This window comes from Sedimentitalea sp. XS_ASV28 (assembly GCF_041224545.1).
In the GTDB taxonomy this organism is placed as follows: Bacteria; Pseudomonadota; Alphaproteobacteria; order Rhodobacterales; family Rhodobacteraceae; genus Sedimentitalea.
The window spans coordinates 39,683-54,697 of record NZ_JBGFGP010000148.1 but is presented as its reverse complement, the minus strand read 5'-3'; the positions used below and the strand labels follow the sequence as shown (position 1 = coordinate 54,697).

The window sequence follows — 15,015 nt, the reverse complement described above, 5'->3', positions numbered from 1 at the left end:
CCGTGCTGAGCATGCGTGAATTGGTACTATTGGTTGAACCAAATCTCGCCTCTGTGGTCCCTTTATGTCAATGACTTTTTCACATCAGGTAACTTATTTCTCTTAGGGTAAAGTGGATGCCCGCTTGAATTTGGGCTGGCCAGTGGTAGAAATTGGTATGCTAGGTTCAAGTTTCGCCCATAACATCGCTGTTTCGTCGCTCTTTCCCAATGATCGGGTGGGCATGAACGAACCTGTCAGTATCGGATTTCTCGCGCCGCTGACCGGCCCGGTAAGCTCTTGGGGGTTGCCGGGTCTGAACGGGTGTCAGCTCTGGGCCGAATGGCTGAACCGCGCCGGGGGTATCCTGATCGGGGGTCGGCGCTATCCGTTGCGAATCGTATCCTATGACTGTGGCTATGACCCGGAACGCGCCATGGAGGGCGCGCGCCATCTGGTCCTGACCGAACAGGTGCGTTTGCTGATGATGCTTGGGGGCGATACCTTTACGCCGCTCAGGTCTTTCCTGACACGGAACCGCGTTCTGACCTCGACCCTGCTGCCGAGTGATCTGTCGCCGGACACGCGCTACCTGATCGCGCCGTCCGAGGTGCATCCGGTGTTCAACGTCACCGGGGTCGAATGGCTGGCCGAGAATGAGCCCCAACGGCGTCGCGTCGCCATGTGCAGCCAGAAGGACGCATTGGGCTTGCCGTCGACGGCGACCTATCGCGCCGCTTTCGAGACCGCGAACCTGCCCGTGGTCAAGGACATCCTTTACGATCCGCAACAGACCGATGTAGCCGCCATCGTCGACCCCATGCTGGCCGAGCGTCCGGATGTGCTCTGCTGGTGCACGAGTTATACGCCAATGGTGCACGCGATGACCGAATACGCTTATTCGGCGGGCTTCAAGGGTCGCATTCTGTCCTGCACACTGGATCACTATCAGCGCGTCGTTGAGCGGACATCGCAGGATTTCATGGAAGGTACGATTTTCCAGTTCCCCGACTTCGACGATCCCAAGCTGGCGCGCAAGGCCTTTTTCTTCAATCGGCCCAGCGAGTTCTTCAAGGAGTACAACGCCCGGTATCCCGGAAGCTGGAGCGCTGTGAGTTGGGAATTCGTCGCAATTCTCGAAATCTGGCATGCCGCCGTCGAAAAGGTCGCCTCTGTCTCGCCGGTTTCGGTGCTGACCACGATGAAACAGATGGAGCCGGTCACGCATGCTTTTGGCCCGGCGCGATGGTGGGGCGAGCAGATGTTCGGCATCAACAATGCGCTGATCGGCGATTGGCCCGTGGTTCGGATCGAAGAGGGCAGAGCACGGATCGCCGAGTTCCGCTCGGTTCCGGACTGGCTGGACCGGCACGAGCCGCGCCTGCGCGATCATATGAAACGGCTGGGCCAGCTTTGGCAGCAGCGCATCGAGACCGGTGCATCACCCGCCAGCCTTTTGGCCCGTGACGCAATGATCTGATCCTCCCAGGGCTACGTGTCGTGCAGGAACAGACGTTGTTCCTCGATCAGATGAAGCTTGGTGATTTCCACCGCCGCCTCGACATCGCGGGTCGCGATTGCGTTAAAAAGCGAATTGAACCGCACCTGATAGCTCTGAATCCGGTCCGGTGTCAGATGCTTGCGCATCAGTGCGGTGCGAAAACTCTGGCGGCAAACCTCGATCGTCAGATCATAACACGCTTCGAGCAGCGGATTGCGCGTGGCATGCGCGATCGAGCGATAGAACGCCTCTTCGCAGCGGATGAATTCATTCAGGTCCGTGCGCACGGCTTCGATCTGCGCCACCACCTGCGCCAATTCTTCCAGATCGCGCGGTGTCATGTTCATGACCGCCAGCCGTATCATTTCGGGTTCGATGATCGACCGGACGATCAGGTGATCCAGCGGACTGGTGCGTTCCCCGACCGAGCCGGGCAACGGTGCCTCGGTGCGATAGGATTCAAAGGTGACAAAGCTGCCGCTGCCCTGTCTGCGTCTTACCATGTCACGACTCTCCAGCACATCCAGAGCTTCGCGCACGGTGTTGCGTGACACGCCGAGTTCGGCGGCAAGGGCCCGCTCGCTCGGCAGGCGGGAATCCGGCGGGTATTCTCCCGACTGGATGCGAACCAGCAACTTGTCCACGACGATGCGAACCGTCTTTCCGACGCTCTGATCGTTGGAGAAAGCGGTATTTCTGTTTTGATTCATACGTGTTTCCGTCGCGGCGGTGGTGGCGCTGGCCTGTGCCATCGTAGAACATCGACCCGATAGGCGACAAGCGGAGTTGGATATAAAACGTACCAATCTGCGCGATGGTGCGGTGAATGCTGATGATGCGGGAATAGTGCAAGCGCCAACTTTCCAAAAAACGGTCAAGACGCGGGAAATTCAGGAGAAATGCCCCTCAACCGGATCCCGGTAGGTCGGCGGGCAGCAAGCCGGATGCGTCTTTGACAGTCGTTCACAAACGCGAAAGGCCCCGGTGCATTGCCGGGGCCTTTGTGATTTTACGGGTTGCCTAGCTGCGCGCGACGGCGTCGGCCGACGGGGGCATTCCGGCTGTGCTGCCCGAGCGCGCGGCAGTGCGCGGGTTCGGCACATTGTCCGCATGGGTGATGACGTCAGGCTCAAGCTCCCAGTAGAGCATATCCAGCCCGTCGATCTGATCGTCTTCGTCAACCCGGAGACCAACCGTAGCCTTGAGGATCACCGACAGGATCAGGGCGGTCACGACGCCGGTGCCGACGCAGACGACAATGCCCACCAATTGCATCAGCAGTGATATCTCGCCATGTTGGAAGGCATAAGCGCCTTCTTCGATGCCCAGATATCCGCCGCGCGGCGTGCCGGCCTTGAAGATGCCGAGAAAGACCATGCCCAGCGTCCCGGCCCCCAGAAAGAGCGGGAACAGTTTGTGTTCGTCAATCCCGCGCTTGAGGGTGAACTCATACACAGCATATGCCGCCAGCGGGGCGATGAGGCCGAGGATCAGGGCCTGCCAGGGCAGGTAGACGTCAAATCCGGACGCACCGGCCACATAACCCGCGAGCGGACCCAGCAGCGTGTAGGCATAGTTCCTGGAATAATACGCCAGGATCAGCCCGGTGATCGCGCCGCCTGCCCAAACCAGGGCATAGTTGTTGAGTGCCACGCCGACACTGGTTTCCGCCATGGTCACGCTGACCGCCATCGCTTCGGGGTCGAAAAAGAACAGGCAGGACAGGATGACCGTCGGCAAACCGGCAAAGATCAACAGCAGACCCGGAGCGCAAAGCCCGATGCTGGGTGCGAGATAGGCCGAGACGCGCGGATGCGGTTCCATCATGCCGGGGCGTGCGCCCAGCATCGGTGCAAAGACCAGGACCATCCCGGCCGGGAACATGTAGACAAAGCCCACGCCAAAGAAGTCGTGGAAACCCAGATTGGTCAGCGGTCCGACCGAACCCCAGGTCGCGAGGCTCAGGGCCGACGACACCACGGTCGCCACCACGCAGGTAATGTAATACGCGGCGGGCTTCATCCGTTCCGCAACCGAAAAGTGCAGCAGGATATTGATGATCCCGGCAAAGACGGCCAGGAAAAAGACGAAAATCTGAAAGGTGTTGAGGCCGGGGAACACGGCTGGATCGACCTGGTGCGCCAGGCTGTTGGTCATCGCGCCACCAATCCACCAGTCCTTGATCGAATCCATCAGGGTGCCGTCAACCATGATGTAATATTGCGCGGCCCAGAACCCGAAGCCGATGACGTAGTAGGTGGCAAATCCCAGGAAAAATCCCAGGGTCTTTTCGATGGTGGAATTGAACAGGCTCTTGCGACGTGCGGTACCGGCGTCAATCATCAGAAGCCCGACCACGACGAGGATCGCGCCCACCGTGCCCGATGCATATAGCAGGTTTTGCACAAGTGAGTTGAGCGTCACCTGTTCCGCATAGATGTTACTTATGTCCAGTGACATATTTTGTCTTCCCTCTTGGTTTTGTTCTAACGCCGGGTTCGCCCCGGACGCCGTTGGCGGACTCAGGGTCGTCCCTCAGAAGACCAATGCCCGCGCCGCATGGACCAATTCAGACGGATTGGTCGAACGACCTTTTCTATGATGCAGGGAAAATGCCAATTTTCCAAAACATTTTCTTCTCAATAGGAAAATTATTTGAACCAAGGGATTTTCTTGAGATCGTTTTCTTGTCCGGAACATCCGCGCTGTTCCGTATTATCGGCGCGTTTTCAGTGTTTTGCGCTACCGTGCTTATTCCAGAGGCGATCAGCGGCGCGGAGGGCCCAGGTGTGCCTGACCAGGGTGCGCAATTGGTCTCATCGGCGATGAAAATCCCGCCCAAACGCGGGTTCCAGTCAACGACCCATGCTCTTGGGCGCCGAATCCGGGGCGCAGGCTCCCGCAGCTTTCTTGTGCCTTGGTATCTTCAGGGGGCGTCCGGCAGTGTGGCTTCGGCTGTCTGAAACCGATATCCGGTTCGGGCCACGTGGTCGGCGGGTCAGGTCGGTGTCGATACGTCCACGCGCGCCATGCTGCGCAAGGTCAGCAGGGCCAGAACGAGGGATGCCAGCGCGCAGAACGCAATCGCACCCACCATCGGAATCGCCGTTCCGTCAAAAAACCCTCCGCTTAGAACGACGATCAACCCGCCCGTCACCATCTGCAATGTGCCACCCAGAGAAGAGGCCAGCCCGGCAATTTCACCATGCGGATCAAGCGCCATGACCATCGTCGTCGGGATGATCAGGCCCAGGCAGGCATTGGCCGCAAACAGACCCGTCATAACGATTCCAAGACTGACGAAACCAAGTGACAGCACTGCGAAAAGCAGGGTGGCAGACAGGGCGAAACCGATTGACGCCCATCGAATGACCGTAAGCGCGCCCCAGCGTTCGCCAAGTGGCGCGGCGGCCTGCGATGCCGCGAAAAACCCGATCGCGTTGACCGCAAAGGCAAGGCTGAACTGGGTCGGACCAAGTCCGAATTGCTCTGTATACACGAAAGAGGCACTGGCAATGAAGACCATGAAGCTGGCAAAGCCGCAGGCTCCGACAAATGTCAGCCCCATGAACACCGGATCGCGCAGCAATATTCCGGCCCCTTTCGCAAGGTTGCTCAGGTTGATCGGTATGCGGTTTTCCGGGGCCAGGGTTTCTGGCAGCACGGTTGCCGTCAACAGAAGACTGATCAGCGCGGCACAGGCGAGCGCCCAGAAGATAAGCCGCCAGTCGCCCATTATGATAAGCGCGCTACCGGCAAGGGGCGCAAGCATCGGCGATACCGAGATCACCAGCATGACCATCGCCATCAAGCGCGTCGCGGCCGCTCCGGTGTGCAGATCGCGGATCACCGCGCGGGGCACCACCATCAGGGCCGCGCTGCCCACACCCTGTAACGCGCGGAACGCAATCAGCCAATCAATCGACGGAGCCAATGCGCAGCCGACTGTGGCGAGGAGGAACACGGTGATTCCGACATACATGGGCGCCTTGCGTCCCGCCTGATCGGCCCAGGGTCCATAGACGAGTTGCGCAACGCCGAAAGCTACGAAATAGGCAATCAAGGTGTACTGAACTTCCGCAACCTCCGCCCCAAGCCCTGCGGAAATGGCTGGCATCGCGGGCAGGTACATGTCGATTGCAAAGGGTCCCACTGCCGACAGCAGCCCCAGAATGAGAGCGGTACGAAACATGGACATATCGGGGATTCCTTCAACTAGGCGCAGTTCTATTTTTGTTCCTTGCGCATTGCAAGCTGCTTCCGATTGCTGCGCGGCTGGCCTCTCTCAAACTCGTTGCCACAATGCCGGATGCAAAGGACATCAATGTATCTACTGTCCTGATGGCGGGTGACATTCACATGACATGCCACTCGCCATCAGGCGGATACACGACCGGGTGCCCGGAATGGCACATCGGTCGCCGGCCGATACGAAGCCATGATCCGCCATCTTCCGAACCGCCGGCCAAGCTGCTACCCTGCGCAAAACAGGAACGGGCCCAGATGACTTCAGGCGAGCGGAAAGAACCCAGGGTGGATTCCACCCTGTCCAAGGGGCTGTCGATCCTTGAAAACCTCGCCGAGGCACAGGAGGGCAAGGGGGTCACCGATCTGTCAAGGGAATTGGGGCTGACCAAGTCGAACACGTTCCGGTTGTTGCAGACGCTGACGACGCTGGGCTATGTTCAGCACCTTCCCGACAAGACCTATGCGGCGACGCTCAAGGCGTGGCGCGTGGGGCGTGCACGGGTCGAGAACCTGAAACTGCGGGAATTGGCCGCCCCCGAGTTGAGCTTTCTGTCGCGGGAAACCGGTGAAACCGTTTACCTGGCGGTGCGCGAGAACCTGTCGGTTGTCTATATCGACAAGGTCGACAGTCAAAAGCCGATCAGTTCCTGGAACGCCATCGGCGGCACGGCGCCGTTGCATTGCGTGGGCACAGGTAAGGCGATCCTTGCGGCGGATTTCGAAAACCTGCGCAAACAGATCGGCGTCGCGATGGAATCCTATACCGACCGCACGATCACCGACCCTGCGACGCTGGAAAAGGACATGCAACTTACGCTCAAGCGTGGCTATGCGTTCGATACCGGTGAGTTCCGCGACCGTATCCTGAGCTTTGGAGCGGCCATCACCTTGCCCAGGGGCGAGCCTGTCGGGGCATTGGGCATCTCGCTGCCGGATATAAACCTGCCCGAAAACGGAGAAGAGCGCTATGGCACGCTGGTTGTGCATGCGGCGCGCAGCGTGTCGGACAAGCTGCGCGCCATTTAGAGTGTCAGCTGAGCCGGGTTTGTCGCGAAACGCTTCGCCACGGCTCAGGATTTGGCTCCGGGGAACTCCACCGGTCCGCCCTGTTTCTCCCAGGACGAGAAACCTTCCCTGAGATGCGAGGCCTCAAACCCCATGTCCTGCAGCGTCGCCGTTGTCAGCGCCGAGCGCCAGCCCGAGGCACAATGAAAGACAAAGGTCTTGTCCCGCTGGCCAAAGATATCCTTGAAATAGGGGCTTTCGGGGTCGACCCAGAATTCGATCATGCCGCGCGGCGCATGAAAGCTGCCCGGGATATAACCGCTGCGCTGACGTTCGCGCACGTCCCTTATATCGACCACCACCACGTTCGGATCATCGAGCATGGCCATGAGATCCTCGGTTTCAATCTCGTTAATGCGCGCGCGTGCATCGGCCACCATCTGTGCCGAAGAGGTCTTGAGCTGTGACATCCTGCTTCCTGTGCTGATATAAAGAACAACTATTGCGTATATTGACACGGAGAGAATCGCCGTGCAACGTTTTGTCTGGAGATGAGAGCCGTCTCGGCGTAGGAGAATCAAGCCATGAGCGCACATGATGCCATATCGCTTTGGGATGTGTCGGCGCAGGAGCCGGATTTTCGCGCATCTCTGGACCAGGACACCACCGTGGATGTCGCCATCGTGGGCGGAGGTTTCACGGGCCTGTCGACAGCATTGCATTGTGCGGAAAAGGGTCTGTCGGCGCATGTGATCGAGGCCGAGCAGATTGGCTATGGCGGGTCGGGCCGCAATGTCGGTCTGGTCAACGCAGGGGTCTGGTTGCCGCCACGCAAGGTGCGTGAAGTGCTGGGCGATAGCTACGGCCCGCGCTTTATCAAGTTGTTTGGCAAGGGGCCGGAAATCGTCTTTTCGCTGATCGAGAAACACCAGATCCGGTGCGAAGTTACCCGCAGCGGTACGATTCACGCAGCGCACGGCCCCAGCGGTTTCGCGGATCTTAAAGCCCGCCACAAGGACTGGCAACAGCTGGGCGAGCCTGTCGATCTGCTGTGCCGGGAAGAGATCTCCGAACTGATCGGCACTGACCATTTTCACGGCGGGCTGGTCGATCATCGTTGTGGCACGATCAACCCGATGGGCTATTGTCGCGGACTTGCCCGTGCCGCACTCGGGGCCGGCGCAAGGATCAGCACCGGGCTGCGTGCCATGAAACTGCGCCAGGACGGCCCCTTGTGGAGGGTTGAGACAACGGGTGGCGTGGTGACGGCAAGATCGGTGGTGCTGGGCACGAACGCCTATTCCGACGACCTGTGGCCGGGGCTGAAACGCATCTTTACGGTCATCAATTATTTTCAGCTTGCCACCAAGCCGCTCGGCCCGGAAGCCGGGTATATCCTGCCGGGGCGACAAGGCGTCTGGGACACCGGACAGATCATGTTCAACCTGCGCCGCGATGCCCATGATCGCCTGCTGATCGGTTCGATGGGCAAGGTGATGGGGCACAAGGATGGCGGGCTGACGCATCGCTGGGCCCGGAAACGGATCGCCCGCCTGTTTCCCGACCTTGGCCCGGTCGAATTCGAAGAGGCCTGGGACGGCCAGATCGCGATGACGCCAGATCATCTGCCGCGCATTCATCAGCTCGCGCCAAACCTTTATACCCCGATCGGCTATAACGGCAGGGGTATCACCACCGGCACCATCTTCGGGAAAACCATGTCCGATCTGCTGACCGGCATGGACCCTGCCGACCTGCCGCTGCCGATGAGTGAAATGTCGACGGTGCCCGCCGCGCCGCTCAAGTCGCGACTGTATCAGTCCGCGTTCACCGCCAACCAGATAATCAGGGCGATCTGACCGATGACCAAACCAATGATCCGCGTCGGAGTTGATATCGGCGGCACTTTCACCGATGCCGCACTGTCCCATCCCGGCGGGCTGGCCACCAGCAAGGTGCTGACCAATTACGCACAACCCGAACAGGCAATTCTGGACGGGATCGGGCTTGCCGCTGACAAGGCCGGGATTGCCATGACCGAGATCGGGCAGGTGATCCATGGCACCACGCTGGTGACCAATGCGCTGATCGAGCGGCGGGGGGCGAGGCTGGCGTTCATCACCACCGAGGGGTTTCGCGACGTCATCGAAATGCGGTCGGAAAACCGGTTCGAACAATATGACCTGAATCTCTCGCTGCCCAAACCGCTGGTTGCGCGCGAGCATCGTTTCACGCTGTCCGAGCGCATCGGCCCGTCCGGCGAGGTTCTGCTGGCACTGGACAAATCCGAGGTCGCCGAGATGGTCCGGCGCGTTCTGGCGGGTGGATACGAGGCGGTGGCGATCGGCCTGATGCATGCCTATGCCAACGATGCCCATGAACGCCAGATGGCCGAAGCCCTGCGCGAGGCAGCGCCGGAGCTGTCGATTTCATTGTCTTCCGTGATCTCGCCGCAGATGCGTGAACTGCCCCGGTTCAACACGGTCATCGCCAATGCCTATGTGCAGCCACAGGTGGCCGCCTATCTTGGCCGGCTGGTGCGGCGACTCGACGAAGCGGGGGTGACCGCGCCCGTCTTCATGCTGCATTCCGGCGGCGGGCTGATCTCGGTCGAAACCGCGGCGGAACAGCCGGTTCGATTGCTCGAATCCGGGCCGGCGGGCGGGGCCATCTTTGCCGCAGATTATGCCCGCGGGCACGGGCGCGACGCGGTCCTGTCATTTGACATGGGCGGCACCACCGCCAAGATTTGCCTGATCGAGGACGGGATGCCCAAGACCGCGAACACCTTCGAGGTCGCCCGGACCTATCGCTTCAAGAAAGGATCGGGCATGACGGTGTCCACCCCGGTGGTCGAGATGGTCGAGATCGGAGCGGGAGGCGGATCGATTGCGTCGATCGACACGCTGGGCCGTATCCAGGTCGGCCCGCGCTCGGCCGGCTCAGAGCCCGGGCCGGCCTGCTACGGGCGCGGCGGCGAAGAGCCGACGGTGACCGATGCAAACCTGTTGCTGGGTCGGCTTGATCCCGACAATTTCGCCGGGGGGGCGATCCCGCTGTCGGTCGCCGCGTCGGACACCGCCGTGAGCGGCAAACTGGCCCAAAAGCTGGGCATGTCGGCCCCGGACGCGGCCTTTGGCGTCACCGAAATGGTGGATGAGAACATGGCCAATGCCGCGCGCGTGCACACCGTGGAAAACGGCCGAGATATCGAACATTTCACCATGATCGGCTTTGGCGGCGGCGCCCCTTTGCACGCCTGTCGGCTGTGCGAGAAACTTGGCATTCGCGAACTGATCATTCCGCCCGGCGCGGGGGTCGGATCGGCCATCGGTTTTCTCAAGGCACCCTTCAGCTACGAGGCCACGCGCGGGCTGTTTCAGCGGCTCGACGCCTTTGACGCGAGCAGTGTCAATGCCGCATTGGTTGAGCTTGAGGAAGAGGCCACCACCTTTGTCAGGGACGGCGCGAAGGAAGCCGAGACCACAACACGGCTGACGGCGTTCATGCGCTATGCCGGGCAGGGCTGGGAAATTCCGGTGCCTTTGCCCCACAAGATCTTTGCAGACGGTGACCGGACCGAGATACTGAACGCGTTCGAGACGGCCTATCGCACATTGTTCGGTCGGATAATTGACGGGCTCAGCGTCGAAATCACCAACTGGTCTCTTGTGGTTGCGTCGCACCTTCCCGAAACGCCACCGGTAACCCGCCACGACAGCGGTACGGCGGTCGCGCCGCTGCGCCAGCGTGAATTCTATGACGCGGCCTTGCGCCAGACTGTCAGGGCGCAGGAGGTCGAGCGCGCGAGCATGACGCCCGGCCGCGCCGTCGAAGGCCCCGCCATCATCGTCGAGAGCGAGACCACAACCATTGTCACCTCGGGCTATCGCTGCATCGGGCAGGGCGACGGCAGCCTGCGCCTGATCCGCAAGGGAGACCGGCCATGACCCCCACCGCCATCGACTATCAGATCATGTGGAACCGCCTGATCGCGGTTGTCGAGGAGCAGGCGACGACGCTGATCCGCACCGCCTTTTCCACCTCGGTTCGCGAGGCGGGGGATCTGTCTGCCGGGCTGTTCGACCGTCAGGGGCGCATGATGGCGCAGGCGGTGACCGGCACACCGGGGCATGTGAACGCCATGGCCGAGAGTGTCACGCATTTCGTGCGCGAAATCGGTCCTCAGAACATTTTCGAAGGCGATGTTTTCATCACCAACGATCCCTGGATGGGTACCGGCCATCTGCACGACATCACCGTTGTTTCGCCGTCGTTCCGGGATGGCCGGCATATCGGTTTCTTTGCCTGTACTGCCCATGTGGTCGACATCGGCGGGCGCGGTTTCGGTCCGGACGGCAACGAGGTGTTCGAAGAGGGCCTGCTGATCCCGATCATGAAATTCGCCGAGCGTGGCGAGGTTGCGCGCGACCTGATCCGACTGGTGCGCGCCAATGTGCGCGAACCCGATCAGGTTGTGGGCGACATGTATTCGCTCGCCGCCTGTAACGAGGCCGGCGACCGGCGGTTGCAGGCGATGATGGGCGAATTCGGAATTGCGGATCTGGACGGTCTCGCCGATTTCATCATCGACGCCAGCCGCAAGGCCACACGCGAGGCCATTGCCGGGGTTCCGGACGGCAGTTTCAGCCACCAGATGCAGGTCGATGGCTATGACGCACCGGTACAGATGGTGGTCCGGCTCGACGTGAACGGCGATACGCTGCGGGCGGATTTCACGGGCACGTCGGGGATGAGCCGTTTCGGTGTGAACTGTCCCGAAGTCTACACCCGCGCCTATGCCTGTTACGGTCTGAAATGCGCAATCGCACCGGAGGTGCCCAATAATACCGGTTCGCTCGAACCGTTCGAGATCACCGCGCCCGAGGGCTGCATTCTGGCCGCGAGGCGACCGGCACCGGTGTCGGTGCGTCACGTCCTTGGCCACCTGGTGCCCGACGTGGTGCTGGGCGCGTTGCATCAGGCACTGCCCGCGACCGTTCCCGCCGAAGGGGCCAGCGCGCTGTGGAATATCCAGATTTCCGCGCGGCCCAGCGACCCGGATAGCGGACTGCCCAACCGCGAGGTGTTGATGTTCAACTCGGGCGGCACCGGCGCACGCCCCGCGCTTGACGGGCTTTCGGCCACGGCCTTTCCCTCGGGTGTTTCGACGATGAGCGTCGAAGCGACCGAACATGTCGGCCCGATCACTGTCTGGCGCAAGGATCTCCGTGAAGGGTCGGGTGGCGCGGGGACATGGCGTGGCGGGTTGGGACAGGTCATCGAGATCGAACCACGCGCGGGATACGATTTCTATTTCAACGCGATGTTCGATCGGGTCGACAATCCTGCGCGCGGCCGTGACGGCGGTGGCACAGGTGCGCCGGGCCGGGTCGAGCTCGCAGATGGGACAGCCCTGCGCAGCAAGGGTCGGCAACTGGTCCGGAACGGTCAGCGCCTGCGCCTGAGCCTGCCTGGCGGGGGCGGCTATGGTACACCCGCAGATCGCGCCGCCGACCGGGTGGCGGAAGACCTGCGCGCCGGGTTCATCACACCGGAGCAGGCAGAGCAGGACTATGGCTACAAAGGATAGAACGATGACACAAAAACCACTCGCACTGATCACCGGCGGCGCTCAGGGCATCGGCTATGCCTGTGCCGAGGCCCTGAAGGAAGACGGCTTTGATCTCATCCTGGCCGATATCAACGCCGAGGGCGTGGCCGAGGCAGGCGACAGGTTGGGGGCCGTCGCCGCCATCGCCTGCGACATGGGCGACGTCAGCCAGATCGAAAGCCTGTTCGCCCGGATCGCCGGGGATCACGGCCCGCTGCACGCGCTTGTCAACAACGCCGGCGTGGCGATGCCCGGTGATTTCCTGGACTACGACCTTGCCAGTTGGGAGCGGGTGATCGACATCAACCTGCGCGGTGTTTTCCTGGCCACCCAGATGGCCGCGCGGGCCATGATCGGGGACAAGATCGAAGGGGCCATCGTCAACATGTCGTCGATCAATGCGCAGGTGGCGATCCCGGCCATCCCGGCCTATTGCGCGTCAAAAGGCGGGGTGATGCAGTTGACCAAGGCGGCGGCTCTGGCGCTGGCCAAGCACAATATCCGCGTCAATGCCGTGGGGCCGGGTTCGATCGATACCGAGATGATGGCCGGTGTGAATGCCAATCCCGAAGCGTTCAGGGTCGCGATGTCGCGCACACCTCTGGGCCGCGCCGGAACCGCGCGTGAGATCGGCGACGTCGTGGCGTTTCTCTGCTCGAAAAAGGCCAGCTATATCACCGGTGAAACCATCTATGTCGATGGCGGACGACTTGGCCTCAACTATACCTGCTGACGCCTTTAACGCCGGTTTTTCGGGTCAGTACGGAAATGCGACCGAGCAGCGCGCCCGGTCGCTGAAACCCCGCAGCCCATCGAACCGGAGTCAGAAGCCGCTGACCGTGGGCAGCCATGTCGACAGGAACGGCACGAAGGTGATGAGCAGCAATGCCACCGCCAGCGCCAGAAAGAAGGGCGGCATTTCGCGGATCAGTGTCGAGGGTTTCAGATCGACCGTCGATGAGACAACGAAGATCAGGCTGCCCACCGGCGGAGTCGCGAGACCAAGGGTCAGATTGACGATGACGATGATCGCGAAATGGTCGGGATCAATTCCGAGCGCATAGCTGATCGGGGCAAGGATCGGCACGAGGATCATCACCCCGGGCAGGGGGTCCATGAACAATCCGAACACGATCAGCAGCAGGTTCACCGCCAGCAGAAAGACGATCGGTGACAGGTTCCACGAAATGATGGTCTCGGCGAGGAATTGCGGCACGCCTTCGATGATCAGCACCCAGGCAAACGCACGGGCCGCACCAAGGATCAACAGCACGGCGCCCGAGGTCAGCGCCGCCCGCAGCACGATACCGGGCAGATCGCGCAGCCGGAGCGAGCGATAGACGAACATGCCGACGATCAGCGCGTAGAACACCGCGATCACCGACGCTTCGGTCGGGGTGAAGACTCCGAACCGGATACCGCCCACGATCAGCAGGATCAGCAGAAGGGCCGGAACCGCATAGAGCGCGATGGACGCAATCTCGGCGAGGGACGGCATCGGCTCTCCGGACGCATAGTTGCGTTTCTTGCTGACACGCCCGTTGGCCAGCAGGATCATCACCGTGATCAGCAATCCGGGCAGAACACCGGCCATGAAGAGCGAACCGACCGAGACATTCTGATCCTGCATGGCGTAGATGATCATGGTGATGGAGGGCGGAATGATCGGGCCGACGACGGAACTGGCAATCGTCAGGGCGCCGGCATAGGGGCGGTCATATCCGCCTTTTTCCATCATCCGGATCATCATCGTGCCGGGGCCGGCGGCATCGGCGAGGGCGCTGCCGGAAATGCCCGCGAACATCGCCGAACTGATGACGTTTGCATGGCCAAGACCGCCGCGCATATGGCCGACAAAGGACTGTGCCAGCCGCAGGATCGCATGGGTGACTGCACCGCCGGTCATGATTTCGGAGGCGAGGATGAAGAATGGCACCGCCAGCAACGGAAAGCTGTCAAGGCCCGCGAACATTTCCTTTACCACGACGAGATGTGGGTAGGACGACGCGAGGCTGATCGCGAGAAAGACGGAGATCGCCATCGCAAAGGCGACGGGCAAGCCAAGGGCCAGCAGAAGAAACAGGGCGGGAAACAGGACCTCAGCCATTTGCGCCGCCCGGCAATGTGCCCCCGTCCGAGGCGTCGGTATCGAGTGGCTTGTATCTGCCTGCAAGAATGAAGCGAGGGGCAATCAGCAGCAGATGGATGATCAGCAGGGAAAACCCGACCGGCATCGCGGCATAGACATAGCTGAACGGAAGCCGCAGGGCAGGGGTGACCTGGTACTGCATACGTTGTGCATATTGCACACCGACCTGAACCATGAAGCAGAAAAAGGCCAGCAGGGTCAGGACAATGGCCGCTCTGAGAATTTTCTGTCCGGTTTCGGGCAGGCTGTCCTGAAGATTGGTGATCGCGACATGGCCGCCGATCCGGAGGATCAGTCCGGCGCCGGTAAATGTCAGCCAGATCATCAGATAGCGCGCAGCCTCATCGGCCCAGGGCAGCGAATGCGAGGTCACATAACGCAGCGAGATATTGGCTCCGACAATGATCGCCATTCCCGACAACATCAGGATCAATGCCCAGCCGTTCAGCAGGACGAAGGTATGTTCGAGCCGTTTCACCGCGTGCTCCCGCAATTGCACCGGCATCGCGTTGATGCCGG

General features: G+C 61.1%; 13 protein-coding genes. 7 read left to right on the top strand and 6 right to left on the bottom strand.

Annotated features, from left to right (window positions below; translation table 11 throughout):
- Nucleotides 1-157 precede the first annotated feature (157 nt).
- Nucleotides 158-1,459 (top strand): ABC transporter substrate-binding protein, encoded by a 1,302-nt coding sequence (locus AB9K34_RS14995; protein ID WP_369955235.1) that lies wholly within the window; start codon nucleotides 158-160, stop codon nucleotides 1,457-1,459.
- Between the two features lie 11 nt (nucleotides 1,460-1,470).
- On the opposite strand, the gene AB9K34_RS14990 is transcribed toward AB9K34_RS14995, so the two are convergent.
- Both AB9K34_RS14990 and AB9K34_RS14985 read right to left on the bottom strand, forming a co-directional pair.
- Nucleotides 1,471-2,190 carry a FadR/GntR family transcriptional regulator gene (locus AB9K34_RS14990; protein ID WP_369955234.1) on the bottom strand — a complete coding sequence of 240 codons (720 nt, stop codon included), beginning with the start codon at nucleotides 2,188-2,190 and terminating at the stop codon, nucleotides 1,471-1,473.
- A 310-nt stretch (nucleotides 2,191-2,500) separates the two neighbouring features.
- Nucleotides 2,501-3,940: an ammonium transporter gene (locus AB9K34_RS14985; protein ID WP_369955233.1), complete on the bottom strand. Its 1,440-nt coding sequence runs from the start codon at nucleotides 3,938-3,940 to the stop codon at nucleotides 2,501-2,503.
- 86 nt (nucleotides 3,941-4,026) lie between these two features.
- Here AB9K34_RS14985 and AB9K34_RS14980 point away from each other — a divergent pair, with 86 nt between their 5' ends.
- A complete protein-coding gene (locus AB9K34_RS14980; RefSeq protein WP_369955232.1) occupies nucleotides 4,027-4,443 on the top strand; it encodes a hypothetical protein in 417 nt (138 codons plus the stop codon).
- A gap of 35 nt (nucleotides 4,444-4,478) precedes the next feature.
- Here the strand turns inward: AB9K34_RS14980 and AB9K34_RS14975 are convergent, their stop codons facing one another.
- Nucleotides 4,479-5,672, bottom strand: a complete 1,194-nt coding sequence (locus AB9K34_RS14975; RefSeq protein ID WP_369955248.1) for a multidrug effflux MFS transporter — start codon at nucleotides 5,670-5,672, stop codon at nucleotides 4,479-4,481.
- A 311-nt stretch (nucleotides 5,673-5,983) separates the two neighbouring features.
- On the opposite strand from AB9K34_RS14975, the gene AB9K34_RS14970 reads away from it, so the two are divergent.
- On the top strand, nucleotides 5,984-6,754 hold the full coding sequence (locus AB9K34_RS14970; RefSeq protein ID WP_369955231.1) for an IclR family transcriptional regulator: 771 nt from the start codon (nucleotides 5,984-5,986) through the stop codon (nucleotides 6,752-6,754).
- 44 nt (nucleotides 6,755-6,798) lie between these two features.
- On the opposite strand, the gene AB9K34_RS14965 is transcribed toward AB9K34_RS14970, so the two are convergent.
- A complete protein-coding gene (locus AB9K34_RS14965) occupies nucleotides 6,799-7,203 on the bottom strand; it encodes a rhodanese-like domain-containing protein (protein WP_369955230.1) in 405 nt (134 codons plus the stop codon).
- A gap of 114 nt (nucleotides 7,204-7,317) precedes the next feature.
- On the opposite strand from AB9K34_RS14965, the gene AB9K34_RS14960 reads away from it, so the two are divergent.
- From AB9K34_RS14960 to AB9K34_RS14945, 4 genes are read left to right on the top strand one after another with little or no spacing between them, the layout of a single operon-like run.
- On the top strand, nucleotides 7,318-8,592 hold the full coding sequence (locus tag AB9K34_RS14960; RefSeq protein WP_369955229.1) for an NAD(P)/FAD-dependent oxidoreductase: 1,275 nt from the start codon (nucleotides 7,318-7,320) through the stop codon (nucleotides 8,590-8,592).
- A 3-nt stretch (nucleotides 8,593-8,595) separates the two neighbouring features.
- Nucleotides 8,596-10,683 (top strand): hydantoinase/oxoprolinase family protein, encoded by a 2,088-nt coding sequence (locus AB9K34_RS14955; RefSeq protein ID WP_369955228.1) that lies wholly within the window; start codon nucleotides 8,596-8,598, stop codon nucleotides 10,681-10,683.
- The gene (locus tag AB9K34_RS14950; protein ID WP_369955227.1) at nucleotides 10,680-12,326 is read left to right on the top strand and encodes a hydantoinase B/oxoprolinase family protein; all 1,647 of its coding nucleotides are present in this window, start codon (nucleotides 10,680-10,682) and stop codon (nucleotides 12,324-12,326) included. The genes AB9K34_RS14955 and AB9K34_RS14950 overlap by 4 nt, the downstream gene beginning before the upstream one ends.
- Before the next feature lie 4 nt (nucleotides 12,327-12,330).
- On the top strand, nucleotides 12,331-13,080 hold the full coding sequence (locus AB9K34_RS14945; RefSeq protein ID WP_369955226.1) for an SDR family NAD(P)-dependent oxidoreductase: 750 nt from the start codon (nucleotides 12,331-12,333) through the stop codon (nucleotides 13,078-13,080).
- A 90-nt stretch (nucleotides 13,081-13,170) separates the two neighbouring features.
- On the opposite strand, the gene AB9K34_RS14940 is transcribed toward AB9K34_RS14945, so the two are convergent.
- Both AB9K34_RS14940 and AB9K34_RS14935 read right to left on the bottom strand, forming a co-directional pair.
- Nucleotides 13,171-14,454: a TRAP transporter large permease gene (locus tag AB9K34_RS14940; RefSeq protein WP_369955225.1), complete on the bottom strand. Its 1,284-nt coding sequence runs from the start codon at nucleotides 14,452-14,454 to the stop codon at nucleotides 13,171-13,173.
- Nucleotides 14,447-14,974 carry a TRAP transporter small permease gene (locus tag AB9K34_RS14935; protein ID WP_369955224.1) on the bottom strand — a complete coding sequence of 176 codons (528 nt, stop codon included), beginning with the start codon at nucleotides 14,972-14,974 and terminating at the stop codon, nucleotides 14,447-14,449. The genes AB9K34_RS14940 and AB9K34_RS14935 overlap by 8 nt, the downstream gene beginning before the upstream one ends.
- Nucleotides 14,975-15,015: the final 41 nt, after the last annotated feature.

Coding starts and splice junctions, on each gene's coding strand:
- AB9K34_RS14995 (WP_369955235.1), top strand. CDS start 158: ATGCTAGGTTCAAGTTTCGCCCATAACATCGCTGTTTCGTCGCTCTTT.
- AB9K34_RS14990 (WP_369955234.1), bottom strand. CDS start 2,190: ATGAATCAAAACAGAAATACCGCTTTCTCCAACGATCAGAGCGTCGGA.
- AB9K34_RS14985 (WP_369955233.1), bottom strand. CDS start 3,940: ATGTCACTGGACATAAGTAACATCTATGCGGAACAGGTGACGCTCAAC.
- AB9K34_RS14980 (WP_369955232.1), top strand. CDS start 4,027: ATGCCCGCGCCGCATGGACCAATTCAGACGGATTGGTCGAACGACCTT.
- AB9K34_RS14975 (WP_369955248.1), bottom strand. CDS start 5,672: ATGTTTCGTACCGCTCTCATTCTGGGGCTGCTGTCGGCAGTGGGACCC.
- AB9K34_RS14970 (WP_369955231.1), top strand. CDS start 5,984: ATGACTTCAGGCGAGCGGAAAGAACCCAGGGTGGATTCCACCCTGTCC.
- AB9K34_RS14965 (WP_369955230.1), bottom strand. CDS start 7,203: ATGTCACAGCTCAAGACCTCTTCGGCACAGATGGTGGCCGATGCACGC.
- AB9K34_RS14960 (WP_369955229.1), top strand. CDS start 7,318: ATGAGCGCACATGATGCCATATCGCTTTGGGATGTGTCGGCGCAGGAG.
- AB9K34_RS14955 (WP_369955228.1), top strand. CDS start 8,596: ATGACCAAACCAATGATCCGCGTCGGAGTTGATATCGGCGGCACTTTC.
- AB9K34_RS14950 (WP_369955227.1), top strand. CDS start 10,680: ATGACCCCCACCGCCATCGACTATCAGATCATGTGGAACCGCCTGATC.
- AB9K34_RS14945 (WP_369955226.1), top strand. CDS start 12,331: ATGACACAAAAACCACTCGCACTGATCACCGGCGGCGCTCAGGGCATC.
- AB9K34_RS14940 (WP_369955225.1), bottom strand. CDS start 14,454: ATGGCTGAGGTCCTGTTTCCCGCCCTGTTTCTTCTGCTGGCCCTTGGC.